A 25,406-nucleotide genomic window follows, 5' to 3' on the forward strand; every position below is an offset into this window, starting at 1 on the left:
CGAGGCTCGGCGTTCGTTTTCGAGAGGCCGACCATGCCCATCCCCCGTCTGATCCCGACCGCGCTGGCGGTTCTGCTGTTCGCCTCGCCCGCCGTCGCCCAGGACGCGCCCGGCTGGTCGTTCGCCATCCACGGCGGGGCCGGGGTGATCGAGCGCGCCAGCCTGACACCGGACCAGGATGTCGCCTATCGCGCCGCCCTGCACCGGGCGCTGGAGGCAGGGTCGGCCGTGCTGGCCAGCGGCGGGACCGCAATGGACGCCGTCCAGGCAGCGATCCAGCTGATGGAGGACGACCCGCTGTTCAACGCCGGGCGCGGGGCGGTCTTCACCGCCGCCGGCCGCAACGAGCTGGACGCCGCCGTGATGAACGGCGCGGACCTGACCGCCGGTGCCGTCGCGGGCCTGACCACCACCCGCCATCCGATCGCCGCCGCTCGCGCCGTCATGGAACAGTCCCCGCACGTCATGCTGATCGGCCAGGGTGCCGACAGCTTCGCCGCCTCGGTCGGGCTGGAGCAGGTCGCGCCGTCCTTCTTCTTCACCGAACGCCGCTGGCAGGGGCTGGAGACGGCCTTGCGGGCACAGAACCTGCCGATCCCGGAACGGCCCGCCGGGGTACCCGCCGCACCTGCGCCCGGCGCAATGGCGGAGGTCGCGCCGCCGCTGAACGAGCGGAAGTTCGGAACGGTCGGGGCCGTTGCGCTGGACAGCCAGGGCCATCTGGCCGCCGGCACCTCGACCGGCGGCATGACCGCCAAGCGCTGGGGCCGGGTCGGCGACGTGCCGGTCATCGGCGCGGGCACCTATGCCTCCAACCGCGACGGCTGCGCCGTTTCGGCGACCGGCGACGGCGAGTTCTACATCCGCGCCTCGGTCGCCCGTGACATCTGTGGCCGCATTCAGGCGGGGGCCACGGGTCAGGCCGCCGGTCAGGCCGAGGTCGAGGATGCCCTGTTGCTGGGCGGCTCCGGTGGCGTGATCGTCATGGATACGGCGGGCCGCCCGGCCTTCGCCCTGACCACTTCGGGCATGTATCGCGGCGCGGTGTCCTCCAGCGCGCCGGCCCGGGTCGCGATCTATGGCGACGAGGCCCTGCGGCCATGAACCAGGACTCGGCCATCGACCTGGCAGAGAAGTTCGCCGGCTTCTCGGATCACTGGCGGCCACGGGTCGCCGCCCGGCTGAACGGGCAGGACGTCCGGCTGGTCAAGGTGCAGGGCGTCTTCCCCTGGCACAGCCATGCCGAGGCCGACGAGATGTTCCTTGTCTGGAAGGGCCGCTTCCGCGTCGAGTTCCGCGACCGGATCGAGACGCTCGGGCCCGGCCAGTTCATCGTCGTACCGCGCGGGGTGGAGCACCGCACGGGTGCTGATGATGAGGCAGAAGTGCTGATCTTCGAGCCGTCGGATGTCATCAACACCGGAGACGCGCCCGCTTCGAACTTCACCGCGCCGCAGGGACAGACGATCTGATGTCGGACACCGACCACCCCGGCGTCATCGCCCCGCCGCCCCTGATCTATCTCGGCTTTCTGCTGGCGGGATGGGGTGTCAGCGCACTGGGGGCCCGGCCAGAGATCGTCGCGGCAGGGTTCGGCTGGCTGGCCGCGGGATTTGATCTCGAGATCGCGACCCGACGCGGCGCGGCGCTCACGCTGATCATCGGCGGCCTGCTGCTGGACGGCATGGCGGCCGGCCTGTTCCGCCGACGGGGCACGGCGGTCGAACCATGGAAGCCCTCGACCGCCCTGATCATCGAGGGGCCCTATCGATTCAGCCGCAACCCGATCTACGTCGGCTTCGCCATCACCTATCTCGGCCTCGCGATCGCCATGGACAGCTGGATCGCGCTCATCCTGCTGGTCCCCTGCCTGCTGGTGGTCGACCGGTTCGTCATCCAGCGCGAGGAACGGTACCTGTCCGCCAAATTCGGGGCCGCCTATGACGCCTATCGCCAGGCGGTGCGGCGGTGGCTGTGAGCGATGACGAGTTGTCGGCCATGGCCCTCGAAGAGCTGGAACAGGCCTGCAGCCTGATCTGGCCCGAGTTGGTCAAGATCACGCCCTGGGGCGACAGTTTCGTCGGCACCGCCCCTTCGGGCCGTGAGGTCGAGATCGAGCGCCGCTACCTCTGGGCCCACGAGCCTGAGGGCGCGATTGTCGTCGAGGTCGAGGTCCGCGACATCGGTGCCCGCACGGGAGCCGAAACAAAGGCGCTGATCACCCCGCCGCACTGATCACTCGCCTTCAGCGAGAATCCGTCGCGTCGTTAACCTTTGTCGTTGCCAAGCGTCACGGTCGGGGCAAGATGCGCGCCGAACGGTTCACGGCCATCGAGGGGGAGCAGCATGTCCTACGGCGCAGACTTCGCCAACGCCGACCCCGCCAACGCCCCGCTGGATGCTCCGATCATGATCGGCGCCAATCCGGCCCTCTGGGGGGCCTTGTTGCTGGCGCTGGCCGCCGCCCTGCTGATCGGCTGGTATTTCGGCCAACGCGCCGGACGTTCCCGCGTGGATGCCGCGGACTCAATCTGGGAAGAGATCGACGACGCCGCCAAGGAGGCGATGAAGGCCGACGGCGACTCACTGCCCGCCCGGGCGGCGGCGCTGCGTAGAACCATCGACCGGCGACTGGGAAAGACCCTGGGCGTGGCCGGTGGCACCGGCAAGGCGATCAAGGCGCTCGACCTGGCCCTGAAAGGCGAGGCCGGTGACCCGCCGCACGCCCCGCATGGCAATCCTGGCCATGCTGCGGGTCATGGCGACAAGCCCGGGCATCCCGAGCCCGGACCGGCCCCGGTCGGTGCCGTCACTGTGATTGTGAACACCGACAACAGCCATACAGGCACCCACGACAGCCATGCGCCGCACGAAGGCAAAAAGAGCCTCAGCGTCCAGGAACGCAACGACGCGCTGCGGGTCGCCATCGGCAACTTCAACGATCACTGGGGCCTCCGCCAGAAGCGCGTCCGCGACCTGCGTGACGCCCATGCGGAACTGTCGAACCAGGGCTCCAGCCATGGATCATCCGGCAGCGGGAAAGTCTCCCACGGTGGGCACTGAAAACCCGGTTTCGTCCTTCGGAGAAACCGCCTAGACCTTGAGACATGAAACTCGCCTCGCTCAAGCACGGCCGCGACGGTCGCCTCGTTCTCGTCTCCAGCGACCTGCACTGGTTCACAGACGCCTTCCTGATCGCGCCGACCCTGCAGGCCGCGCTGGACAACTGGGAACGCATCGAACCCGACCTTCTTGCCCTGGCGGAAAGCCTCGAACACGGCGGCGTGCCACGCGGCCGGTTCCATGAGCGCGAGGCCGCGGCCCCCCTGCCCCGCGCCTATCAGTGGGTCGACGGCTCGGCCTATGTGAACCACGTCGCCCTGGTGCGGCAGGCTCGCAACGCCGAGATGCCCGACAGTTTCTGGACCGACCCGCTGATGTACCAGGGGGGCTCGGACGGCTTCCTGGCCCCGCGCGACTCCATCCCCCTGGCTGACGAAAGCTGGGGTTGCGACCTCGAGGCCGAGGTCGTGGTGGTCACCGGCGACGTGCCCCAGGGCGTGACCCGCGAAGAGGCGCTGGAGCACATCCGCCTGGTCGGACTGGTCAACGATGTCTCCCTGCGCAACCTGATCCCGGCCGAACTGGCCAAGGGGTTCGGCTTCGTCCAGTCCAAGCCGGCCTCGGCCCTGTCGCCGGTGTTCGTCACGCCCGCGGCGCTGGGCGACCGCTGGGCCGACGGCAAGCTGAAGGGCGAGCTCAGCGTCCAGCTGAACGGCGCGGACTTCGGCAAGGCCGACGCCGACGTCGACATGACCTTCGACTTCGGCACCCTGATCGCCCATCTGGCCAAGACCCGCGCCCTGTGCGCCGGAACCATCATCGGCTCGGGCACGGTCTCGAACCGCGACGCCGGGGGCGGCCCCGGCAAGCCCGTTGCCGAGGGTGGCCTCGGCTATTCCTGCATCGCCGAGGTCCGCACGGTCGAGACCATCCTGCGCGGCCAGGCCGAGACGCCCTTCCTCAAGGCCGGCGACACGGTCCGCATCGAGATGCTGGACGACAAACACCACTCCATCTTCGGCGCCATCGAACAGACGGTGGAAAAGGTTTGAGTCAACGGCGTTACGCCCTGATCAGCAGGAACCGTTAGCGTCATCAGAAACCCAATACGGGGAGATCGCGGGTGAAAGCTGGGACGATAGCTCGGGCCGTGCTGGCCGGCTGCCTTCTACTGTCGAACGGTCCGTCAGCCGCACAGGATGGGGAAGACGACTGGGACTTTGGTGCCGACCCGGCGCGCAAGCTCTCGATCGCCGCGGTGACGTTCCCGAATTTCGGTGTCGCCGTCCGGTGCATGGACACGAATCTCAGCGTGGTCTTGTCGGGACTGCCTCTCGCGTCGGGAGAACGCACGCTTCGGTACCGCATGGGCGATGACCCCGAGACGGAGGCGCGCTGGATTTCCGGAAGCGACAGCAGCTCAGCCTTCGCCATCTGGCCGCGCTCGGTCGCGACCCGACTGAGCCGGGGCGGCCGCCTTTCGATCACGGCGCAAGACGGTGAAACGGCGCGGCGTTTCGTCGTCGATCTACCCGCATCAGACTCGTCAATCAGCCAGGTGTTCCGCGCCTGCGGCCACGATCTCGAGCCACCTGGACAGGTCTCCGCCCCCGGCGGTGCCGATTTCGCTGGGATGGTCTGGGTCAGATCGCCCGAGATCAATTTCCCCGATCGCGCCCGCTACGGCAGCGGACTGGCCGCCATTCTCTGCTATGTTCGCCCGGACGGCGGGCTAAGGGACTGCACGGCCGAAAGTGAGTTTCCAGAAGGAAGCGGTTTTGGTCGCGCTGCCACCCTTGGGGCTCACCAGACCGCGAAGGTCGCAGCTTCAGCGGGCTCCATCGGCAGCATCGCCGACCGCCGGATTACCTTTGTGACCCGCTATTCTCTTGACGGGGGACCCGGCCTGACTCCAGCGCCCAGTCGGCTCCCGGCGGGCAACGGCGACTAGCGTCAGACTGAAGGCACGGTCCACGCTTTCAGCATCGCCTTACCCGCGCAAACGTCAGTGGCGGCGCTCGCCGGTCGCATGTGGACATCAGGCCTCCGGCCTGTGATCACAGGGCGAACCGAAGAGAGTCCGGGGTGTCCGGCCCCCGGGTGAGCCGGCGCGCACATTCGCGCCGCTCGACCCGACCGCGTCCGGCCGCGCCTCATGTGCCAGCACCGCCGCCGGTCCCTGACAGGGCAGCAGCAGGCCCGACATCACGGCCAGCATCACACGTTTCATCTCGACCTCCGATTTCCGGAGCAGAGGCTGCGACCGCGCTTTACGGATGCGCGCGAGGGATTAAGCTTCTGACAGCTGTGCGGCCGCTTTCGGGCCGGGGGACACCGCCGATGACACCGCAACAATACGGCCCGCTGATCGGGATCGGCATCGCGCTGGTGGTGATCCTGCTGCGCAATCGACAGAAGCGGACGTTGCGTCCCGGGCTGATGTGGATCCTGCCGGCGGTCTTCACCGTCCTGATCGGCCTGGGGCTTTGGGGTATGCGTCAGGCCCCGGGCGCGGACCTGACCCCCTACGGTCCCGCCGACTGGGCGCTGCTGGCGGGTGGTGCCGTACTGGGTGCGATCGGCGGTTACTGGCGTGGGCGGATGGTGGTGATCGAAAAGGAAGCCGACGGCGTGCTGAAGGCCCAGGCCTCGCCGCTGGGCATCATCCTGATCATCGCCCTGATCGCCGTCCGCTCCCTAGCCCGCCCTTGGATGGAAGGTCACGCCGACAGCCTCGGCCTGCATGTCGTCGCCGTGGAACAGGCCTTCCTGCTCCTGGCCGGGGGCCTGATCATCGTCCAGCGCGTCGAGATGTTCATCCGGGCGCGCCGGATCATGGCGGGGCGGCCCGACGACCATGTGGAGACTGCGGGCTAGACGCACGATACCGGCGCTCTTTCAATCATGGCTTGACCACGCGCATCGAACGCCAAAAGGTTGTGTCTCGAGACCCGCCCGGATTGTCACCATGAAGCGTTCACTGACCACCCTCCTCGCCTGCGCTGTCGCCCTTCCGGCGCTCGCTCAGGATGCGACCCGCGACTGGGACGTGCTGCGGGATCCCGGCAAGAAGCTGGTTGCCGCCTCCACGTGGTTCAACAACGGCGTCGGAATTTTTACGCGATGCATCGACGGTGGGTTCGAGGCGGTGATCACGGGACTGCCGCCCGCGGGCCCGGCGACGACCCGACCCCTGCGGATCGCTTTTGGCGACGCAGAACTGGACGATAGCCGGTGGACGGTAGCCACCGACAACACCGTGGCGGTTGCCCAACTTCCGGCCCCGTTCGCACGCGAACTTCGTGCTGGCGGGCGGCTGCGGATTCAGGTCCCTGGCGGTGCCTCGGGTGGTCGAAATCTGCTTTACGATCTGCAACTTCCTGCCTCGTCCGCGTCGATCGACCAGACGCTGACCGCCTGCGGCCGCCCACTTGTTGATCCGCGGGACGTCGAGCTGGGCGCTCTGGAAGATAACGGCGTGCCGACAAACCTGACCTGGGTCGTACGCCCAACGCCGCGCTTCCCCAGAACCAGTTACGCCCGCGGCTTCGCCGTTGCGACCTGCGTCACCATTCCAGACGGCAGCCTGCGGGACTATGCCATTGAATCCGAGCATCCGCGCGATGGCAGGTTCGGCGAGGCGATGCTGGCATCGGCCCGTAACGCACGGGTCCGGAACCTTGCCAACCCGGAAGGGCCCGTACCGACGACCCGTATCCTCTACCAGACCCATTTCGTCGTGGCGGGCTATCAGACGCGGGAGGAGGAGCGGGCCCGGCGCGAGAACCGGGCGCGGGAACGCGAAGAACGCGCCGCCGCGCGGCGGGCTAGCGGCGAATGACCTGGGCGGCGAACCGCTCCATTTCTTCTTCCTGCGGCGACATCTGAAGCAGCAACAGGTCGAGGCCGGCCGCCTCGAACGCCGCGACCCGCTCGCTGATCACCTCGGGCGTGCCGACGAAGCCCGGTCTCAGGCCGCGGTTGGAGACGCTGTATTCCCGGATCTTCAGCTCCCGCTCGAGCTCGGTGCCCGCCAGCCACTGGTCGAAATTGGCGAAGCCGGGAGGTGGCGTGCCCTTGGCCAGGCCGGGGATGCTCGTTATACGATCGAGCTCGCGATCCGCCTCGGCCTGGCTGTCGCGCACCACCGCATAGCCGGCCATGCCGAACGACATCGGTGGCAGGCCGAAGCTCTCGCGGCGCGCCTTCATGTCGGCGACCTTGGCAGCGATATGCTCGGGCTCGTCGCCGTGCATGACATAGGCGTCGCAGTGTTTGGCGATCAGGGTCTTGGCCGCCTCTGACTCGCCGCCGGCATAGATCACCGGTCGCGGCCGGGCCGTGCTCGAGGTCGGCTTGGGCTCCACGATGGCGTCCTTCAGCGTGTAGTAGCGGCCCTCGAAATCGGTGCGTTTCTCCGTCCACAGACGATCGACGACCTGCAGCCATTCCGTGGTCCGCGCATAGCGATCGTCGTGCTGGTCGAACTGCAGGCCATAGCTTTCGGCCTCTTTCGCCCACCAGGACGAGACCACGTTAAGCGCCAGCCGCCCGCCCGAAATCTGGTCGATATTGGCCGCCGCCTTGGCGAACAGGGCGGGCTGGTGAAAATTCGGACGCACGGCCACCATCAGCTCGATGGTCTTCGTCACCGCCGCCAGCGCCGCTGCACTGGACCAGGCGTCCAGGGCCGGGGCCTCGATGCCCTTGATGTCGTTCAGGTTCAGTTCGGCGATCAGGGTCAGGTCCCAGCCGATCTCTTCCGACCGCCGCACCAGCCGCGACAGGTTCTCCCACGACGCCGCGCGCTCGTCGTCGACGTTGCGCAACCAGCCGCCGAAGACGGGAGCCCAGTAGCCGTACCTCATGCCGCAGCCTTCTTCTCTTGGTCGATGATGCCGACCAGCCAGTCGACCAGATTGTCGTGCGGATCGAAGCCCAGAATCTCCATCGGTTTCGCGACGAAGTTCGACAGGCCGTTGATGTCGTAGAACAAGGCCGAGCCATCCCGGTCATCGATCAGATATTCGATGCCGCCGACCTCCAGACCCCCCGCCACGGCCAGCCGCTCGACCGCATCGATAATCTCGGCGGGCGGGGTGGTTTTCGTCATTGTCAGGGTCGGCGCGCCGGGCCTGACCAGACAGGCGTCGGCCGGGCACAGATCGAAGGCGTCCCCCGGGCTCTCGATGTCGATGGCGTAGAGATACCGGCCGTTCAGCGTTTCGACGCGGGTGATCCGGCCGCCCCGGCGCGGCGCATATTCCTGCACCAGCGAGATGCCGTTCACCCCGACGGGACACCATTTTTCACCGGCCGCCTCGGCGAGCTTTTCCGGAGTCTCGTAACGGGTGATGCCCGCACCTGCCCCGCCGATGTCGGCCTTGACCAGCACCGGATACCGGAGCCCCTCCGCCGCCTTCGGAATATCGGCCTGACGGTGCGCGACCCGCGTCGCAGGTCCCGTCAGGCCCAGTCGGGCGATCAGCGACATCTGCCGCGCCTTGGACGTATCGATGTCCAGGGCCGAGGCGTTGACCACCCGCGTCCCCTGCCCCTCCCAATGCGCGAACAGGCTCTGGGCGTAGAAGATCGGATGCTCGGGCTCGCGCAGGAAGGACGACATCGCCACCCGGCTGAACACCACCCGCGCCGGTGCCGGCGATCCCGCCGGATCGAACACATGGCCCGCCAGCGGGACCTTCACATATGACACCCCGTGACGGTCCAGCGCCTCGAACAGGGGCTCGAACCACTGCGGGTGTTCATAGACGACGGCCAGGTCGGGCAGGCTTGAGGGATGCGCGCTCATGCAAGGCAGATGCGTTACAGCGTGATGAAACGCAAGAGGGGCTGTGGCGATTCATTCGAACGGCCGGAACGCCCGATGCTTGCCGACGGCGGGACGAGCGGATAGGTCACGTCGACCACGGTGCCTCGGCATCGCACGGCACGCGGGTGTGGTGGAATTGGTAGACGCGCTGGACTCAAAATCCAGTTCCGAAAGGAGTGCCGGTTCGACCCCGGCCACCCGCACCATCGCCCGAACGACCGGGACCCGGATCATGACTGAATTGGAGCCTTGCCGCGGGGAAGGGCTTGTTATCGTCTGCAACAGCCCCAGCTACGGACCCGACAAACGAGGTCCCCATGAGCCCACTCTTCACGCCGCAGACGGTCGGTCCCCTGACCCTCGGCAACCGCATCGTGATCGCACCGATGTGCCAGTATTCCGCGATCGAGGGCGTGCCGCAGCCTTGGCACAGCCAGCATCTGGGCAAACTCGCGATCTCGGGGGCCGGGCTGCTGATCGTCGAGGCGACGGGGGTCGAGGCTGCGGGCCGGATTTCCTGGGCCGACACCGGGCTGTGGAACGACGCCCAAGAGTCCGCCTTCGCCGATATTCTGGCGGACATCCGCACCTATTCGGACACGCCGATCGGCATTCAGCTGGGCCATGCCGGACGCAAGGCCGCGACCAGTCCGTCGTGGATCAATCGCGGCGGACCGGCCCCTGCGGACAAGGCGTGGGAGACATTCGCGCCCTCCCCCATCCCCTTCAAACCCGACTGGCACCAGCCGACACAGCTGGATGAGGCCGGTATGGACCGGGTGATCTCGGCCTTCGTCCAGGCGGCAGGGCGGGCCGAACGCGCGGGCTTCGACCTGGTCGAGCTGCACGCGGCCCATGGCTATCTGCTCAGCGAATTCCTGTCGCCGGTGTCGAACCGGCGGACCGACGACTACGGCGGGTCGGCCGAAAACCGGATGCGGTTTCCGCTGCGGGTGGCGCAGGCCCTGAGGGACGCCTGGCCGCGCACCCGGGCCCTGGGGGTCCGTTTCAACGGCTCCGACTGGGTCGAGGAGGGCGTCGACATCGAGGAGGTGCAGGCCTTCGCCCGTGCCCTGCATGACATCGGCTATGACTATCTGCACGTCAGCTCGGGCGGCAATGTCGCCGGGGCGCCTATTCCGGGCACGGAGCCGGGGTATCAGGTGCCGTTCGCGCGGGCGGTCAAACAGGCCGTCCCCGAAGCCGTCGTCATCGCCGTCGGCATGATCCTCGAACCGGCCCAGGCCGAGGCGATCATCGCTGCGGGAGATGCCGACATGATCGCCATTGCCCGCGCGGCGCTCGACGATCCGAACTGGGGCCACCACGCCGCGGTCGCTCTGGGCGTGCCGCAGATCATGCCGGTTCAGTATCAGCGTGCGGGGCATGCGGTCTGGCCCACGCCCCGCGCGGACTGACCCCCGTCCCTAGGCGAGGGTGACGACCTCTCCGTCCTCCTTGACGAAGCGATCGGGCCGTCTGTCCAGCAGGCCGTAGACCCTCTCCGACGGCCGGCACATCGCGGTGCCACGTGGCGTGCGCACGAGAGGCCGGTTGACCAGAACCGGGTGGGTCAGCATCGCCGCCAGGATGGCGACGTCCGGGGTCGCGGGGTCCAGCAGGGCCGGAACAGTAGCGGCCGCCTCCTTCTCGCGCAGTGCCGTCCGCGGCGTCAGCCCGGCCTCCGTGAACAGGGCGCTCAGCTGTTCGGCGGTCCAGCCGGCCTGCAGATAGTCGACGACCTCTGGCCGGTAGCCGGCGGCCTCGATCATCGCCACGACATTGCGCGACGTGCCGCAGGCGGGGTTGTGGAAGACGGTGATGGGGAAGGGGTCGGACATCTAGTGTTCCTTTATGGCGTTCTTGCGCACGGCGGGTCCGGCCTCGTACCAACCCTTCGACCGGTTCACGATCCAGACGACTGACAGCATGACCGGCACCTCGATCAGCACGCCGACGACCGTCGCAAGAGCGGCGCCTGAGTGCAGACCGAACAAACTGATCGCCGCGGCGACGGCCAGTTCGAAGAAGTTCGAGGCCCCGATCAGGGCCGACGGCCCGGCTACGCAGTGCGCCTCGCCGGTCGCCCGGTTCAGCCAGTAGGCGAGGCCGGAGTTGAAATAGACCTGGATCAGGATCGGAACGGCAAGGATGCCGATGACCAGGGGCTGGGCCAGAATCTGCTCGCCCTGGAAGCCGAACAGCAAGACGAGGGTGGCCAACAGGGCGGTGGTCGACACCGGGCCGAGACGAGTCAGCAGCCGCTCCAGCCCCGCCTCGCCCTGGCGCGCCATGACGATCCGTCGCACGATCTGGGCCACGATCACCGGCAGGATGATGTAGAGGCCGACCGAGATCAGCAGTGTCGCCCACGGCACGGTGATGGCCGCAAGCCCCAGCAACAGGCCGACGATCGGGGCGAATGCGACGATCATGATGGCGTCGTTCAGCGCCACCTGGCTGAGGGTAAAGTTCGGCTCGCCGTTGGTCAGTCGGCTCCAGACAAAGACCATGGCGGTGCAGGGTGCCGCCGCGAGGATGGTCAGACCGGCGATATAGCTGTCGATCTGGTCGCCCGGCAGCCATGGCCGAAACAGGAGCGCGATGAACAGCCAGGCCAGAAGAGCCATGGAGAAGGGCTTGACCGCCCAGTTGACGAACAGGGTCACGCCAATGCCGCGCCAGTGCCGCCCCACCTGACCCAGGGCCGCGAAGTCGACACGCAGGAGCATGGGGGTGATCATCAGCCAGATCAGGCCGGCGACCGGAAGATTTACCCGCGCCACCTCCATCCGGGCGATCGCGGCGAACACGTCGGGGACCAGCCAGCCGAGGCCGATTCCGACCCCGATGCACAGGGCGACCCAGAGGCTGAGCCAGCGTTCAAAGACCGACATGTCTCAAGCCTCCACGGAAACGCAGCGCGATCGCGCTGCGGCTGCAGCCACCGGGGCACAGACTTCGGCCGCCCCGCCGCAGCAATCGTCAGCGAGGAACGCCATCAGCGCGCCCATCCGCTCGAATCGCGCCACATAGATGATCGACCGCCCGTCCCGCCGCGACTGCACCAGCGCGGCATGCGCCAGCAGGGCGAGATTGGACGAGAGGGTGTTGGCCGGCGTCCCGACACGGCGCGCGATCTCGCCGGCGGCCATTCCGGACGGCCCGGCCGATACCAGCAGGCGAAAGACCTTGAGCCGACCCTCGTGGGCCAGGGCGGAGAGGCTCTTCACGGCATCGATTATTTCCATATTTCCAGAATATCCGAAACAAAACCCCGATCAACCCCGTGACGGGCAACCGGCACAGCCGGCTTTCGTCAGGGCTATTTGGGCCCCGGCGGTTGCGCGCCCATGCCCCGGCCCCATCTGCGACCGATGCATGCGTCTGCCGCCGAACCCACCGCACCCGCCTTCAAGGGGCCCGGCTTCCCCGAATTCGTCGCCCTGATCGCCATGATGATGGCGCTCAATGCGCTCGCGATCGACTCCATGCTGCCCGCCCTGCCCGCCATCGGCGAGGCGCTCGGCGTGGCCTCCGAGAACAGCCGTCAGTGGGTCATCACCGCCTATCTGCTGGGCTTCGGCGTGACCCAGATCATCTATGGACCGCTGGCGGACCGCTATGGCCGCAAGCCGGTGCTGATGGTCGGCCTGTCGCTCTATGTCGTGTTCAGCGTGCTGGCGGCCTTCTCGCCGACGTTCGAACTGCTGATCGCCGCGCGTGTCGGAACCGGCGTCGGCGCGGCGGCCCTGCGCGTGCTGGCCGTCTCGATCGTACGCGACCGCTATGCCGGTCGGACCATGGCGCGGGTCATGTCGCTGAGCTTCCTCGTCTTCCTCGGTGTGCCGATTCTGGCCCCGACTCTGGGTCAGGTGATCCTGAGCGTAGCCCCCTGGCCCTGGGTGTTCGGCGTCCTCGCCGCCGGCGGAGCCGCCTTCGCCGTCTGGGCTGCCATCCGCCTGCCCGAGACCTTGCACCCGGCGGACCGGATGCCGATCCAGGTCGGCCGCGTCACCTCGGCCTTCCGCGAGGCGCTCACCAACCGCCAGTCGATCGGCTATACCCTGGCCATCACCGCCATTTCGGGGGCGCTGTTCGGCTTCATCAACTCCAGCCAGCAGATCTTCTTCGATGTCTTCCATGAGCCGCAGCTGTTCACCCTGGTCTTCGGGGCGGTCGCGGGCGGAATTGCCGTGGCCTCGCTGCTGAACGCGCGGCTGGTCGAGCGGCTGGGCTCACGCCTGATCTCGCACACGGCCCTGCTCGGCTTCATCACCATGTCCGGCATCCATACGGTGGTCGCCTTGACCGGCCATGAGACGATCTGGACCTTTGCCGTCCTGCAGGCCCTGACCATGTTCTGCTTCGGCTTCATCGCCGGCAATTTCGGCTCCATGGCCATGGAGCCGATGGGCCATATCGCGGGTACGGCCTCCTCGGCCCAGGGGTTCATCTCGACAACGGGCGGAGCCACACTGGGCTTCCTGATCGGCCAGCAGTTCAACGGCTCGGCCGTGCCCATGACCGTCGGCTTCGTCTCGCTGGGCCTGACCGCGCTGGCCTGTGTCCTGGTCGCCGAACGCGGCCAGCTGTTCAAGGCGCGCAATCTCGTCCCGGTTCCGGCCCCCTCTTGATCTTTTTCGCTCGCCGGAGCGTTGTCCCGGCAGAAAACGAACCCCACCCGACCGCCCCAGCGAGGCCGGCGGGCCTTCTGGTCAAGGACTCCCGATGATCCGCACGCTTGGACTGGTCTCCGCCCTCGCCCTCGCCACTGCCATAGGAGGCTGTGCCGCCATGTCAGGCCCTGTGACCGCCTCTCGCTCGGACATGCCGCCGCTGCCGGCCTCGGCGACGGCACCGATCGAATACGCCCGCGACAGCCATTCCTACGCCCAACCGGACATCGCCCGTGTCCGCCACGTCGCCCTCGACCTCGCCGCCGACTTCGCCACCCGGACCCTGTCGGGCACGGCGGCGCTGGATATCCAGGGCGCGCCCGGTGCCAATGAGGTCGTGCTGGACGTCAAGAACCTCGACATCCGCAACGTCACCGACGCCGCCGGTGCCCCGTTGCAGTACGAGACCGGGGCCAATGACGCGATCAAGGGTCAGCCCCTGACCATCCGTTTCCCGGCCCTGGCGGCGGGCGAGACACGCCGTGTCGTGGTGGCCTATTCGACCCGCCCGGATGCCGCCGCCCTGCAATGGCTGACCCCGAGCCAGACGGCCGGGGGCGATAAGCCCTATCTGTTCAGCCAGGGCCAGGCGATCCTGACCCGCACCTGGATTCCGACACAGGACAGCCCCGGCATCCGCCAGACCTGGGAGGCGACGATCACGACCCCGCCCGGGATGAACGCCGTGATGAGCGCCGAGCTGCTGAAGGACGACATCAGGTCGGCGGAAGGCGGCGGGTTCCGCTGGCGCTTCCGAATGGACAACCCGGTTCCGCCATATCTCATCGCTATCGCCGTCGGAGACCTCGCCTTCGCCCCGATCGACGAGCGCACCGGCGTGTGGACCGAACCGTCAATGCTGCACGCGGCGGAAGCAGAGTTCGTGGACGTGGGGCGAATGGTGGACGTCGCCGAGGGCTTGTACGGCCCCTATCGCTGGGGCCGCTACGACCTGCTGATCCTGCCGCCGTCCTTCCCGTTCGGCGGGATGGAGAATCCGCGCCTGACCTTCGCCACCCCGACCATCATCGCCGGCGACCAGTCGCTGGTCAGTCTGGTGGCCCACGAGTTGGCCCATAGCTGGTCGGGCAATCTGGTGACCAACGCCACCTGGAACGACATGTGGCTGAACGAGGGGTTCACCGTCTATTTCGAGAACCGCATCATGGAGGCCCTCTATGGCGAGGACCGCGCCCTGATGCTGCGCGCCCTCGGCTGGGGCGACCTGCAGACCGAGATGGCGGACCTGCCGCCGGCCGACACCCGGCTGCACCTCGACCTCGAGGGACGCGATCCCGACGAGGGCCTGACCGACGTCGCCTATGAAAAGGGTGCCGCCTTCCTGTTCACCATCGAGCGCCTCGTCGGCCGGGCGCGGTTCGACGCCTGGCTGAAGGGCTATTTCGAGCGCAACGCCTTCCGGCCCATGACCACTGAACTGTTCCTCGAGGACATCCGCACCCATCTGGTCACGACCCGCGCGCTCGAGGACCAGCTGCTGATGGACGCCTGGATCTACCAGCCCGGCATGCCGTCGAACTGGCAAGCCCCGGTATCCAACGCCTTCGTTCCCGTGGATGCCGCGGCCCTGGCCTTCCATGCCGGCGGCCCTGCCCCAGCCGTGGCCTGGGCCGGCTGGTCGACGCAGGAGCGGCAGCGCTTCCTCGCCTGGCGTCCGGCGGCCCGGGTCGACGGCACCGACTGGCTGACGCCGGCCCAACTGGCCGATCTGGAAGCGACGCTGAACCTGCGTCAGGAAGGCAATGCCGAGGTCGTCTTCGCCTGGCTGCAGATCGCGGTCCAGCATCGCTACCAGCCCGCCGTGCCTACGCTGGAACATTTCCTGACCACCATGGGCCGCCGCAAATTCGTCCTGCCGCTGTTCACCAGCCTGTGGGCCGAGGGCGACTGGGGCCGGGCCATCGCCACACCGCTCTATGCCCGGGCCCGACAGGGCTATCACCCGGTGACGACCAATTCCGTCGATGCGGTGGTGGGAAGACCGTGAGACAGACTCCTTCCCCCTTCACGGGGGAAGGTGGCAGGCGAAGCCTGACGGATGGGGGCTGGCGGCGGCGAAGTCTCGCACGAGGGACGGCGCGCCCGACAGAGCCCCCATCCGAGCCGCTCCGCGGCCCACCTTCCCCCGAAATGGGGGAAGGACGACCAACGCCCATGTGACCAGCCGCTGCTTGGCTTAACCATCGCGGATCACTAGGTTCCGCTCGAAAGTGGCGATCAACGCCGCACGACCTCAGGAGACGCCCCGATGCATGACGCCGCCCAAACCGACGCCGCCGCCCGGCTCGACACGGAAAACCCGCTCGGCGTCGACGGCTTCGAGTTCGTCGAGTTCACCGGTCCTGATCCCGCATCCATGGTCGCCCGGCTGGAGCTGATGGGCTTCACCCAGACGCACGTGAGCCCGGCCAACGACGCGGTGCGGCTGAAACAGGGCGACATCACCCTGCTGGTCAACCGCTCGCACAAGGGCCAGGCGGGTGAGTTCGCCACCGAGCACGGCCCCTCGGCCAACGGCATGGCCTTCCGGGTCAGCAACGCGAAAGCCGCCTTCGACGGTGCCGTGTCGCGCGGGGGCCGTCCGGCCGAAGGCCACGACGGCGGTGCGCTCGGCGGCGGCTATCCCTACATCCTGCAGGGCATCGGCGGCTCGCTGCTCTACCTCGTCGACCAGTATGGCGACGGCGGTTCGCTGTACGACGGCTGGGACGAGATCGAGGGCTGGGAAGAGGCCGAGCGCAAGAACAACGTCGGCCTGCACATGCTCGACCACCTGACCCACAATGTGCGCCGCGGCCAGATGCGCACCTGGTCCGGCTTTTACGGCGACGTCTTCAATTTCGAAGAGCAGAAATATTTCAACATCAAGGGCAAGGCGACCGGGCTGCTGTCCCAGGCCATGATCGCGCCCGACCGCGCCATCCGCATTCCGCTAAACGAGAGCCAGGACGAGAACTCCCAGATCGAGGAGTTCCTCCGCCGCTACAACGGCGAGGGCATCCAGCATATCGCGCTCGCCACCGACGACATCTTCGAGACGGTGGAAGAGCTGAAGCGCCGCGGCATTCCCTTCCAGGATACAATCGAGACCTATTTCGACCTGATCGACAAACGCCTTCCGGGCCACGGCCACGACGTCGCCCGCATGCGGCTGAACCGCATCCTGATCGACGGTTCGGACGAGGACGGTCTGCTGCTGCAGATCTTCACCCAGGACACCTTCGGACCGATCTTCTTCGAGATCATCCAGCGCAAGGGCAACCAGGCGTTCGGAGAGGGCAATTTCCAGGCCCTGTTCGACTCCATCGAGCTGGACCAGATCCGGCGCGGCGTCATCAAGGTGGATGCCTGAGTTCCGCTTCGGCCCGCCGGCCTGGCTGCCCTGGCTGGGACCCGTTCTGGCGGCCGTGGTCGGTGCCCTGATCGGCGAATACGGCCTCGGCGGCGGCTTCTGGACGGTGCTCGCCGCCGCCCTCGTCTGCGGGTTCGCGCCGATTTTGGGCTATCGCATCTGGAAATGGCGGCATCATCGGCGGGGATAGGCCGCTCGGCCTGCCTGTCAGCTGACAGACAGGCCGTTTCTTTGCCGCCTGGCTGCTGTCTGAGCCGCTTCCAGGGCCATCGGATCGTGGTCAGCGGGTGACCCCACCTTCAGGGCCCGGCGGGGGAACAGGGCAACACCATGTTTCCCTCTTCAGGGCGGGCCTGGCCGGTAAGAACGGACTGATAGACAGTTTCAAGGGCCTCCGGGCCCTCATGACTCGAAACCCGCAACCAGCCATTGGCGGCGATGAATCCTTCCAGCGCCACCTGTATCCGGGCGTTGAACATCTCGCCGCCCCAGTCCTTGATGCGCTGGCGCACCCGATCCGGCGCGAAGAAGAAGACAGGTCTGGGTCCCGGCAGTCGGCCCGGGCCGACCGCGCCTCCGGCCTGATGGGTGCTGCCGACGACCGCGCTGTGAACCAGTTGTTCGCCGAGGCTGTGATGGACCGCGGCCACCACCTCAGGGCTACCGGCGAAGTCGACGAACACGACGCGCCCTTCGACCGGGTTGTCCACGAGCGTGTCATAAGTCCGGGTTTCAGCGAAATAGCCGACGCTTTCGACAAAGCCGGTGTTGCGCGCAGAGGTCAGGGCGATAACGCGCACGCCGCGCAGGGCCAGCAGCCAGGCAAGGCCGAGCGCGGTCTTGCTGGAGGCGCTGGACAGGATGAAGGTGGTCGCGCCGAAGTCCCCTTGGTGGGAGAAATAGTCGTCCAGCAGGAAGGCGGTCAGGAACAGTGGGCGCAGCAGCGCGATCTGGTCGTCAAGCGGGCCGGGCGCGGCCTCGACGAGGCTGTTGTAGGCTGACGGCAGATCGGCGCGATGCGGCGACACATCGACCACCCCCCGGGCCTTGCGCTCCAGCCGGGTGAGCCACCAGGTCGACATCGGCAGATAGCCGAACAGGCGGGTGCCGACGGCGATCGAGTCGACCGTCGAACGCAGCACCCGGGCGAAGCCCCAGACCGGAATCCGGCCCCAGTTTCCCTCCGCCGGAAAGAACCTCCAGTACCCGAGACGATCACCGTAGACGCCATAGGTGATGTTGTTGGCGGTCAGGGAAAACCGCTCGACTTCCAGCACCAGTTCGCCGTCCTCCAGCGTGACCGTGTCCGGCGCAGGCAGAGGGCGAATCTCGGTCAGGGACAGCTCTGTCCGGTCGATCAGAAAGTCCCAGTCCTGCATCGAGCGCCCTCTTCTGACCTGTCGGCCCGGCGGGTTGTGGACGATAACGCCGGTCGCTACGGATGATGAGACCGGGGGGCCGGGGGAGCAAGACCAGATGACAGACCCGACCCGGATCGAGACGGATTATCTGGTTGTGGGCAGTGGGGCCGTGGGCCTCGCCTTTGCCGACACCCTGCTGACGGAAAGCGAGGCCCGGATCACCATCGTTGACCGGCATGGCAAGCCGGGTGGTCACTGGAACGACGCCTATGCCTTCGTGGCCCTGCACCAGCCCTCGGCCTTCTATGGCGTCAACTCCCTGCCTTTGGGGTCGGGGCTGAAGGACACGCACGGGCTCAATGCCGGTCTGTATGAGCTGGCGTCCGGCCCGGAGGTGTGCGGCTATTTCGACGCCGTGATGCGCCGCCGGCTGCTGGCCAGCGGTCGCGTCGACTATTATCCGATGACGGACTGGCGTGGCGACGGACGCATGGTCTCCCTGCTGACGGGGGAGGAAACCCGGGTGCAGGTCCGGCGCAAGACGGTCGATGCGACCTGGTTCGGCACCTCCGTCCCCTCGACCCACACGCCGGGCTTCAGCGTCGCCGACGGGGTGCGGCTGGTGACGCCGAACGCCCTGCCCCATCTGGCGCAGCAGGGCGGTCCGACCCCCGGGCGCTACATCATTCTGGGGGCGGGCAAGACCGCCATGGACGTCGGGGTCTGGCTGATCGGCTCCGGCGTGCCGGCGGATCGGATCACCTGGGTCCGGCCGCGCGAGTCCTGGCTGATCAACCGTCTGACCACCCAGCCGGGCGCTGAATTCTTCCATGAGTCGATCGGGGCCCAGGCCCGCGCCTACCAGGCCTTCGCTACGGCCCCGACCATCGATGCCCTGTTCGAACAGCTGGAGGCAGCGGGCAATATGCTGCGGATCGACCGGTCTGTCCGCCCGCAGATGTTCCACTGCGCCACGATTTCGACCGGCGAGGTCGAGACGTTGCGCCTGATCACCGATGTCCTCCGCCATGGCCGGGTGCGTGCGATCGAGGCCGGGGGACTGCGCTTCGACGACGCCTTTGTCCCGGTCGAGGACGGGGCCCTGTATATCGACTGCACCGCCTCGGCCGTCACCCGTCGCCCGCCGGTGCCGATCTTCGAGGGCGACCGCATCACCCTGCAGATGGTCCGGGTGCCAGCCCCGACCTTCAGCGCCGCCCTGGCCGCCTGGGTCGAGGTCCACATCGCCAATGAAGCCCGCCAGAATGAGCTGTGCGCCACCGGCGGCCTGCCCGATCAGGTCGGGGACTATCCGCAGGCCGAACTGGCCAATCTGCGCAACCAGCTGGTCTGGTCGAGCGAGCCGGAGCTGCGCCGCTGGATACGGGAGAGCCGCCTCGACGGCTTCGCCAAGGTGGTCAAGGCGGTGACGCCGGACGAGGCCGACAAGATGGCGGTGCTGCTGGACCTTCGCGACCGGGCATGGCCGGCGGCCGCCAATCTGGAGCGTCTGGCACGTTCGGCCACGGGGAGCCTGTCCGCGTCGACAGCCATCTGATGTCCGCAGGCGGCATCCGGGCCCGCGGCAGCCGTCGTTGCCGTTTCACCTGCCTAGTGAAAATCCCGCGACCCCGGCAGCACCCGCACATCCCTTGGGTGCCGTCCCCGCGCCGGCGCATGGCCGGATCCCGGCGCGGACTCCGGCGTCAGGTCTCCCAGCATCGGGGTCCAGTCCTCCAGATCCTCAACCACCAGATGGGTCACGCCCTCGGCCGTCTGCACCTTGCCCCGGGCCAGCACCATGCGCGCGCCCATGGCGACCGGCCGGAACCGTTCGAACACATCGGGCCAGACCACCAGATTGGCCACGCCGGTCTCGTCCTCGAGGGTCATGAAACAGACGCCCTTGGCCGTGCCGGGCCGCTGCCGCACCAGCACGACGCCGCCCACCGCGACCCTCCGGCCGTTGGGTCGCGCCGGATAGTCGCGCGCCGACAGCGCCCCGGCCCGCGTCAGCCGTTCGCGCAGGAAGGCGACCGGATGGCCCTTCAGCGACAGGCGGAGGGTCTGGTAGTCACTGACCACCTCTTCCGACGCGGCCAGCACCGGCAGGGCCTCAGGGGCGCGGCCGTCGGCCTCGTTCAGCCCCATGGCCTCGAACAGCGGGGCCGATGACGCCGGGGCCGCTCCCCTGGCCGCCCACAGCCCCTGCCGGCGCGTCAGGTCCAGCGAACCGTAGGCATCCGCCTCGGCCAGCCGGTCCAGCGCCGACGGCGTCAGGCCCGCGCGACGACGCAGATCATCGAGATCGGCGAACGGGCCGTCGGCCCGCGCCGCCACGATCGCCTCGGCCCAGACCGTCTTGAACCCGTCGATGGAGCGCAGGCCCAGCCGCAGCGCATGGCGTTTCCGGCGCGGGCGCTTCTCGAGCGTGGCGTCCCAGGCGCTGGCGTTCACATCCGGGTGCCGCACCTCGACGCCGTGCTCGCGCGCGTCGCGGACGATCTGGGCCGGGGCGTAGAAGCCCATCGGCTGGCTGTTCAGCAGACAGGCCGCGAACACATCGGGGTACAGCCATTTCACCCAGGCCGAGACATAGACCAGATGGGCGAAGGAACAGGCGTGGCTCTCGGGAAAGCCGTACTCCCCGAACCCCTTGATCTGGTTGAAACAGTTCTGGGCGAACTCGGGATCATAGCCGCGCGCGATCATCCGCCCGACCATCTTGTCCTCGAAATTGCCGATGGTCCCGTCATGCCGGAAGGTGGCCATGGCGCGGCGCAGGCCGTTGGCCTCCTCGCCGGTGAACTCGGCCGCCACCATGGCGATCTTCATCGCCTGTTCCTGGAACAGAGGCACGCCCAAGGTCTTGCGCAGGACCCGTTTCAGCTCCTGCGGGTCGGCCGTCGATCCCGGCATGTCGAACGCATAGACCTGCCCGCGCGCCTCCACCGCCCGCCGCTCGGCCCGGCGCTGCAGATAGGGGTGCACCATCCTGCCCTGGATCGGGCCGGGCCGGACGATCGCCACCTGCACCACCAGATCGTAGAATTCCTTCGGCCTCAGGCGCGGCAGCATCGACATCTGCGCCCGGCTCTCGACCTGGAAGACGCCCACCGAATCCGCCCTGCACAGCATCCGGTACACCCCCCGCCGCTCCCTCGGCACGGCCGCGGTATCCGGCAAGGGACGGCCATAGGTCTCGCCGATCATGCGGAAGGCCCGCTTCATCGCCGTCAGCATGCCCAGCGCCAGCACATCGACCTTCATCAGCTTGAGGAAGTCGATGTCGTCCTTGTCCCATTCGATGAAGGTCCGGTCGGCCATGGCCGCATTGCCGATCGGCACGATCTCGATCAGCGGTGTCTGGCTCAGCACGAAGCCGCCGACATGCTGGCTGAGATGGCGAGGAAATTTGATCAGTTCCGCCGTCAGGTCCAGCGCCAGACCCAGGCGCACGTCGTCCCGGCTCAGCCCGGCGCGGTCGACATGGTCGGGCTTCACCTCAGCCCCCCAGGAGCCCCAGACCGTGTCGGCCATGCGGGCGGTGACATCCTCGGTCAGACCCAGCGCCTTGCCCACGTCGCGGATCGCCGAACGCGGCCGGTAGTGGATGATCGTCGCCACGATCCCCGCCCGGTCGCGGCCATAGCGCTGATAGACATACTGCATCACCTGTTCGCGCCGCTCGTGCTCGAAGTCGACGTCGATGTCGGGCGGCTCGGAGCGGTTGGCCGAGATGAACCGCTCGATCAGCATGTCCTGGCTGGTCGGATCGACATTGGTGATCCCCAGACAGAAGCAGATCACCGAATTCGCCGCCGATCCCCGGCCCTGGCACAGGATGGGATCCGGTCGGGCCCGCGCCCAGGCGACGATGTCGTGGACGGTTAGGAAATAGGGCGCATACCCCAGGGTCCGGACGAGTTTCAGCTCCTTGAGGATAGTGGCGCGGATGCGGTCGGGCACCCCGCCGGGCCAGCGCGCCCTCGCCCCCTTCAGCGTCAGCCGCGCCAGCCAGCCTTGCGGCGAATGGCCCGCCGGCACCGGTTCGTCCGGGTACTGATAGCTGAGCTCCCTGAGCGAGAAGCTACAGGCTCGCGCCACGTCCATGGTCCGCGCCAGCGCCGCCTCATGGCCCCGGAACAGCCGCGCCATCTGCGCCGGGGGCTTCAGATGCCGCTCGGCGTTGGCCTGCAAAAGCCGCCCCGCCCTGTCGATGGTCGTGCCCTCGCGGATGCAGGTCAGGACGTCCTGCAGCATCCGCCGGTCGGGGTGGTGATACAGCACCGCATTGGTGGCGATCATCGGCGCGCCGGTCCGGTGCGCCATCGCCGCCAGCCGGTTCAGCCGCTTGCGGTCATCGCCCCGCCACAGGGGGGCCGCCGCCAGATACAGGTCATCCAGCCAGCGCTTTCGCCATATTGCCAGCCGCGCCTCGAAGGCGGCGTCGGGCTGTTCCGGCGAGGGCACCAGGGCGATCATCCCCTCGCCCAGCCCGACCGCCTGGTCGAAGCTCAGCCGTGTCTCGGCCTTTTCGATCCGTTCGGCGTCGGGATCGGCCCCCGCCTGGGGGACGGCCTCGCTCTTGCCCAGCGACAGCAGCCGGCACAGGCGGCCATAGGCGGCGCGATCGCGCGGGAAGACGATCAGTTCCGTCCCGTCCGTGAACCCCAGCCGCGCCCCGATCACCAGCGGCAGGTCCACCCCCTCGGCCCCCATCAGCGCCCGCACCATGCCCGCCAGCGTATTGCGGTCGGCCACGCCGATGGCGGCCAGCCCCAGCGATTTCGCCTGCATCGCCAGCTCGCCCGGATGCGACGCCCCCTCCAGAAAGCTGAAATTCGTCATCGCCCCCAGTTCGGCATACCGGCCGTCCCAGCCCGGGCCGCTCATGGCAGTACCCCGTGCATCCACCACGACGGCGCGCGCTCTTCGGCCGCGCCCGAGAACTCGCGCCCGTACAGGCCCTCGCGGAACAGCCAGTAGCGGGCCCCCGCGTCATCCTCGACGCGGTAGTAGTCGCGGGTGCGGACCTGCCGGTCGTCGGGCCGGGGCCGCCACCATTCGGGCGACAGCCGCTCGGGGCCGTCGGAGCGGACCACCCGCCGCGCCAGACGCCGCCAGATGAAGCGTACGGGCGCGCCGTCGGGCAGTTCGGCCAGGGCCTCGACCGGCTCGGGCGGATCCAGCAGCAGGATGGGGCGACGCGCGTCCGCATCCGCCCGTGCCGTCGGGCCGCGTCCCAGCGCCGGCCGCCATCGTTCGGCGCGTTCGGGGATCCAGCTGTCGACCGGCTGGCACGTCAGCACCCGCGCCTCGCCCAGGCGTGCGGCCAGGCGGTCGATCAGGGCGGCCAGGCTCTCGGCCTGTCTGGCCTCGGCCTCGCTCTCCAGCGCCCCCTGCCGGGGCGTCATCGGCTCGACCTCGTCGGCCGTCAGCATCAGGGCGTCGAGGCCGAAGCCCAGTTCCAGCCGTCCCAGCCCCGCCTCGCGGAACAGCCGCAGCCAGATCCCGGCATCCCGCCCCGGCCGACCCATCCGCACCGACAGGCCTGTGGTCCCGCCGTCGGACCGGAAGCCGGTCAGGGTCAGGGCCCTGGCACCCTGCCCGTCGCGCACCAGCGGCGCGGACAGGTCGACGACCAGATCCGTCAGACGCGCCTCCACCCCCTCGAGGTCGCCGACCGGCTCCATCCAGGCCTGCCAGGCCCGATATTTCGGCGGCGGCCGCACCGGTGTCAGGGCCTCGCCCGCGAAGCCCAGCGCCTGATCCAGCCGCTGCACCAGACCCACGCCGTCCCCGTCGCGGAACCGCCGCGCCAGTCCCGCCCGGGGCATGGGATAGAGGTCACCGATCCGCTTCAGGCCGAAGCGCCGCGCCTGCGCCAGCGTGCGGTCGTCGATGCGCAGGGCTTCGACCGGCAAGGGGGCCAGCAGGCCGCGCACGGTCTCGTCGTCGGCGATGCCGCCGTCACCCTCGGCCTCGCCCCAGCGGGCCAGGGCCCAGGCGGCGGCGGGCGTCGGGGCCATGGCCGCCCGCGCCCGCGACCCGGCCCCGGCCAGCCGGTCCCCGATCTGCGCCAGCAGGGCCGACTCGCCGCCGAACAGATGGGCGGCCCCGGTGAGGTCGAGGAACAGCCCCTCCAGCCCTTCATACCCCGAGCCTTCCCGACCCGGATCGATACTGACCGACGGCGACCAGCGCTCGGCCCAGACCGCCAGCGCCGTCAGGGCACGGGCCTCGGCCTCGGGATCGGCGGGCTTGCAAATCAGGTGCGGGATCATGGCCAGGGCGTCGGCCTGGGTCTGGCCACGCCGCAGACCGGCCACCCGCGCCGCCGGATTGAGGGCGTGCAGGATCGCCGCGCCCCGGCTGTTCTTCAGGATCAGGGCGAACGGGGTTTTGGGGTCAAGGGCGGGGTCAGGCGGCGAGGCCGGACGACGCGCCCGCATGGCCGATCGACGCCAGACCGAGATCGGCCAGTCGATCAGCCAGACGGAGACGATGCGTCTCATCATCCTGCTCCAGCATCCACGCCCCCGGGCGTTCGCCGCGCCCGCGCACCAGTTCGGCGGCCAGCCGCGCCGGGCCGGGTGCCTTCACGTCATCCGGATCGACGCCACTGGCGCGGGTCGATATCCGCCAGCGCCGACGCGCCGCGCTGAGCCCGTCCAGCCCGCGCGGCAAGATCAGCCCCACGCAGCCGCCCTGTTTGGCGGCGAAATCCAGCCGCCGCGTCTGGGTCAGGGTCGCCTCATCCACCGCGCCCAGAGCCAGGGACACGGCACCCGAACGCAAGGCCTGCTCCAGCGTCCAAAGCGCCTCGGCCATCGTCGCCACGGGGGCCAGGATCAGCGAAATGCCCGGCAGGCCGGGACCATGGGGCCGGCCCTGCTCGCTGAACCACGCGCGGGTCGCCGTCATCAGCACGGGCCGCTCGTCCCCCTCCAGCCGGCGTGAAAGGGCGAACAGCATCAACGCCGCCCCGTCCTTGGGCCCCGCCGCGCACGCCTCTTCCAGCGGCGCGGGCCGCTGCGGAAACAGGTCGGGCGATGACAGGGGCGAGGGGGTCATGAGGGTCCAGAAATCCAGAT

General features: G+C 68.5%; 25 protein-coding genes and 1 tRNA gene. 16 read left to right on the top strand and 10 right to left on the bottom strand.

Features of this window, described 5'->3' with window-relative positions; translation table 11 throughout:
* The first annotated feature begins 33 nt into the window (after positions 1 to 33).
* The 7 genes from ACP7AS_RS06625 to ACP7AS_RS06655 all read left to right on the top strand — a co-directional run bounded on the left by ACP7AS_RS06625 (position 34) and on the right by ACP7AS_RS06655 (position 5,014).
* A complete protein-coding gene (locus tag ACP7AS_RS06625; RefSeq protein WP_426028063.1) occupies positions 34 to 1,104 on the top strand; it encodes an isoaspartyl peptidase/L-asparaginase family protein in 1,071 nt (356 codons plus the stop codon).
* Positions 1,101 to 1,472: a cupin domain-containing protein gene (locus ACP7AS_RS06630; RefSeq protein WP_426028064.1), complete on the top strand. Its 372-nt coding sequence runs from the start codon at positions 1,101 to 1,103 to the stop codon at positions 1,470 to 1,472. The genes ACP7AS_RS06625 and ACP7AS_RS06630 overlap by 4 nt, the downstream gene beginning before the upstream one ends.
* Positions 1,472 to 1,978 (top strand): methyltransferase family protein, encoded by a 507-nt coding sequence (locus ACP7AS_RS06635; RefSeq protein ID WP_426028065.1) that lies wholly within the window; start codon positions 1,472 to 1,474, stop codon positions 1,976 to 1,978. The genes ACP7AS_RS06630 and ACP7AS_RS06635 overlap by 1 nt, the downstream gene beginning before the upstream one ends.
* On the top strand, positions 1,975 to 2,235 hold the full coding sequence (locus tag ACP7AS_RS06640) for a hypothetical protein (protein WP_426028066.1): 261 nt from the start codon (positions 1,975 to 1,977) through the stop codon (positions 2,233 to 2,235). Before ACP7AS_RS06635 ends, ACP7AS_RS06640 begins: the two co-directional genes overlap by 4 nt.
* A gap of 111 nt (positions 2,236 to 2,346) precedes the next feature.
* Positions 2,347 to 3,063 (top strand): hypothetical protein, encoded by a 717-nt coding sequence (locus ACP7AS_RS06645; protein ID WP_426028067.1) that lies wholly within the window; start codon positions 2,347 to 2,349, stop codon positions 3,061 to 3,063.
* Between the two features lie 44 nt (positions 3,064 to 3,107).
* The gene (locus ACP7AS_RS06650) at positions 3,108 to 4,115 is read left to right on the top strand and encodes a fumarylacetoacetate hydrolase family protein (protein WP_426028068.1); all 1,008 of its coding nucleotides are present in this window, start codon (positions 3,108 to 3,110) and stop codon (positions 4,113 to 4,115) included.
* A 98-nt stretch (positions 4,116 to 4,213) separates the two neighbouring features.
* On the top strand, positions 4,214 to 5,014 hold the full coding sequence (locus ACP7AS_RS06655) for a hypothetical protein (RefSeq protein ID WP_426028069.1): 801 nt from the start codon (positions 4,214 to 4,216) through the stop codon (positions 5,012 to 5,014).
* A gap of 87 nt (positions 5,015 to 5,101) precedes the next feature.
* Here the strand turns inward: ACP7AS_RS06655 and ACP7AS_RS06660 are convergent, their stop codons facing one another.
* On the bottom strand, positions 5,102 to 5,293 hold the full coding sequence (locus tag ACP7AS_RS06660) for a hypothetical protein (RefSeq protein WP_426028070.1): 192 nt from the start codon (positions 5,291 to 5,293) through the stop codon (positions 5,102 to 5,104).
* 110 nt (positions 5,294 to 5,403) lie between these two features.
* Here ACP7AS_RS06660 and ACP7AS_RS06665 point away from each other — a divergent pair, with 110 nt between their 5' ends.
* Together ACP7AS_RS06665 and ACP7AS_RS06670 are read left to right on the top strand one after the other, a co-directional pair.
* Positions 5,404 to 5,940: a DUF1453 domain-containing protein gene (locus ACP7AS_RS06665; RefSeq protein WP_426028071.1), complete on the top strand. Its 537-nt coding sequence runs from the start codon at positions 5,404 to 5,406 to the stop codon at positions 5,938 to 5,940.
* 91 nt (positions 5,941 to 6,031) lie between these two features.
* Positions 6,032 to 6,904 (top strand): hypothetical protein, encoded by an 873-nt coding sequence (locus ACP7AS_RS06670; RefSeq protein WP_426028072.1) that lies wholly within the window; start codon positions 6,032 to 6,034, stop codon positions 6,902 to 6,904.
* On the opposite strand, the gene ACP7AS_RS06675 is transcribed toward ACP7AS_RS06670, so the two are convergent.
* Positions 6,891 to 7,931 carry an LLM class flavin-dependent oxidoreductase gene (locus ACP7AS_RS06675; protein ID WP_426028073.1) on the bottom strand — a complete coding sequence of 347 codons (1,041 nt, stop codon included), beginning with the start codon at positions 7,929 to 7,931 and terminating at the stop codon, positions 6,891 to 6,893. The two genes, ACP7AS_RS06670 and ACP7AS_RS06675, sit on opposite strands and share 14 nt — an antisense overlap.
* On the bottom strand, positions 7,928 to 8,875 hold the full coding sequence (locus ACP7AS_RS06680; RefSeq protein ID WP_426028074.1) for an ATP-grasp domain-containing protein: 948 nt from the start codon (positions 8,873 to 8,875) through the stop codon (positions 7,928 to 7,930). The genes ACP7AS_RS06675 and ACP7AS_RS06680 overlap by 4 nt, the downstream gene beginning before the upstream one ends.
* Positions 8,876 to 9,017: 142 nt before the next feature.
* On the opposite strand from ACP7AS_RS06680, the gene ACP7AS_RS06685 reads away from it, so the two are divergent.
* A tRNA-Leu gene (locus tag ACP7AS_RS06685) sits at positions 9,018 to 9,102 on the top strand.
* A 111-nt stretch (positions 9,103 to 9,213) separates the two neighbouring features.
* Positions 9,214 to 10,314 carry an NADH:flavin oxidoreductase/NADH oxidase gene (locus ACP7AS_RS06690; RefSeq protein ID WP_426028075.1) on the top strand — a complete coding sequence of 367 codons (1,101 nt, stop codon included), beginning with the start codon at positions 9,214 to 9,216 and terminating at the stop codon, positions 10,312 to 10,314.
* Positions 10,315 to 10,323: 9 nt separating this feature from the next.
* On the opposite strand, the gene ACP7AS_RS06695 is transcribed toward ACP7AS_RS06690, so the two are convergent.
* The 3 genes from ACP7AS_RS06695 to ACP7AS_RS06705 are packed head-to-tail and all read right to left on the bottom strand — an operon-like array spanning position 10,324 to position 12,147.
* The gene (locus ACP7AS_RS06695) at positions 10,324 to 10,737 is read right to left on the bottom strand and encodes an arsenate reductase family protein (RefSeq protein ID WP_426028076.1); all 414 of its coding nucleotides are present in this window, start codon (positions 10,735 to 10,737) and stop codon (positions 10,324 to 10,326) included.
* Positions 10,738 to 11,793, bottom strand: a complete 1,056-nt coding sequence (gene arsB / locus ACP7AS_RS06700; protein ID WP_426028077.1) for an ACR3 family arsenite efflux transporter — start codon at positions 11,791 to 11,793, stop codon at positions 10,738 to 10,740. It lies immediately after the preceding gene.
* A 3-nt stretch (positions 11,794 to 11,796) separates the two neighbouring features.
* Complete coding sequence (locus tag ACP7AS_RS06705; RefSeq protein ID WP_426028078.1) at positions 11,797 to 12,147, bottom strand: ArsR/SmtB family transcription factor; 351 nt, start codon at positions 12,145 to 12,147, stop codon at positions 11,797 to 11,799.
* Positions 12,148 to 12,273: 126 nt separating this feature from the next.
* Here ACP7AS_RS06705 and ACP7AS_RS06710 point away from each other — a divergent pair, with 126 nt between their 5' ends.
* From ACP7AS_RS06710 to ACP7AS_RS06725, 4 genes are all read left to right on the top strand, one after another.
* Positions 12,274 to 13,533 (top strand): multidrug effflux MFS transporter, encoded by a 1,260-nt coding sequence (locus tag ACP7AS_RS06710; RefSeq protein WP_426028150.1) that lies wholly within the window; start codon positions 12,274 to 12,276, stop codon positions 13,531 to 13,533.
* Between the two features lie 94 nt (positions 13,534 to 13,627).
* Positions 13,628 to 15,583, top strand: coding sequence for a M1 family metallopeptidase (locus ACP7AS_RS06715; RefSeq protein WP_426028079.1), 1,956 nt, complete (start codon positions 13,628 to 13,630; stop codon positions 15,581 to 15,583).
* A gap of 261 nt (positions 15,584 to 15,844) precedes the next feature.
* On the top strand, positions 15,845 to 16,948 hold the full coding sequence (gene hppD, locus ACP7AS_RS06720; RefSeq protein ID WP_426028080.1) for a 4-hydroxyphenylpyruvate dioxygenase: 1,104 nt from the start codon (positions 15,845 to 15,847) through the stop codon (positions 16,946 to 16,948).
* The gene (locus tag ACP7AS_RS06725; protein ID WP_426028081.1) at positions 16,941 to 17,138 is read left to right on the top strand and encodes a hypothetical protein; all 198 of its coding nucleotides are present in this window, start codon (positions 16,941 to 16,943) and stop codon (positions 17,136 to 17,138) included. The genes hppD and ACP7AS_RS06725 overlap by 8 nt, the downstream gene beginning before the upstream one ends.
* A gap of 109 nt (positions 17,139 to 17,247) precedes the next feature.
* On the opposite strand, the gene ACP7AS_RS06730 is transcribed toward ACP7AS_RS06725, so the two are convergent.
* Entirely contained in the window at positions 17,248 to 18,327 is a 1,080-nt protein-coding gene (locus ACP7AS_RS06730) for a DUF2855 family protein (RefSeq protein ID WP_426028082.1), read from the bottom strand.
* Between the two features lie 97 nt (positions 18,328 to 18,424).
* On the opposite strand from ACP7AS_RS06730, the gene ACP7AS_RS06735 reads away from it, so the two are divergent.
* On the top strand, positions 18,425 to 19,867 hold the full coding sequence (locus ACP7AS_RS06735; protein ID WP_426028083.1) for an NAD(P)-binding protein: 1,443 nt from the start codon (positions 18,425 to 18,427) through the stop codon (positions 19,865 to 19,867).
* Positions 19,868 to 19,920: 53 nt separating this feature from the next.
* Here the strand turns inward: ACP7AS_RS06735 and ACP7AS_RS06740 are convergent, their stop codons facing one another.
* From ACP7AS_RS06740 to ACP7AS_RS06750, 3 genes are read right to left on the bottom strand one after another with little or no spacing between them, the layout of a single operon-like run.
* On the bottom strand, positions 19,921 to 23,205 hold the full coding sequence (locus ACP7AS_RS06740) for an error-prone DNA polymerase (RefSeq protein WP_426028084.1): 3,285 nt from the start codon (positions 23,203 to 23,205) through the stop codon (positions 19,921 to 19,923).
* Complete coding sequence (locus tag ACP7AS_RS06745; protein ID WP_426028085.1) at positions 23,202 to 24,827, bottom strand: DNA polymerase Y family protein; 1,626 nt, start codon at positions 24,825 to 24,827, stop codon at positions 23,202 to 23,204. The genes ACP7AS_RS06740 and ACP7AS_RS06745 overlap by 4 nt, the downstream gene beginning before the upstream one ends.
* Positions 24,733 to 25,386, bottom strand: coding sequence for an ImuA family protein (locus tag ACP7AS_RS06750; protein WP_426028086.1), 654 nt, complete (start codon positions 25,384 to 25,386; stop codon positions 24,733 to 24,735). Before ACP7AS_RS06750 ends, ACP7AS_RS06745 begins: the two co-directional genes overlap by 95 nt.
* Positions 25,387 to 25,406 lie beyond the last annotated feature (20 nt).

The organism is Brevundimonas sp. TWP2-3-4b2 (assembly GCF_049897345.1).
In the GTDB taxonomy this organism is placed as follows: Bacteria; Pseudomonadota; Alphaproteobacteria; order Caulobacterales; family Caulobacteraceae; genus Brevundimonas.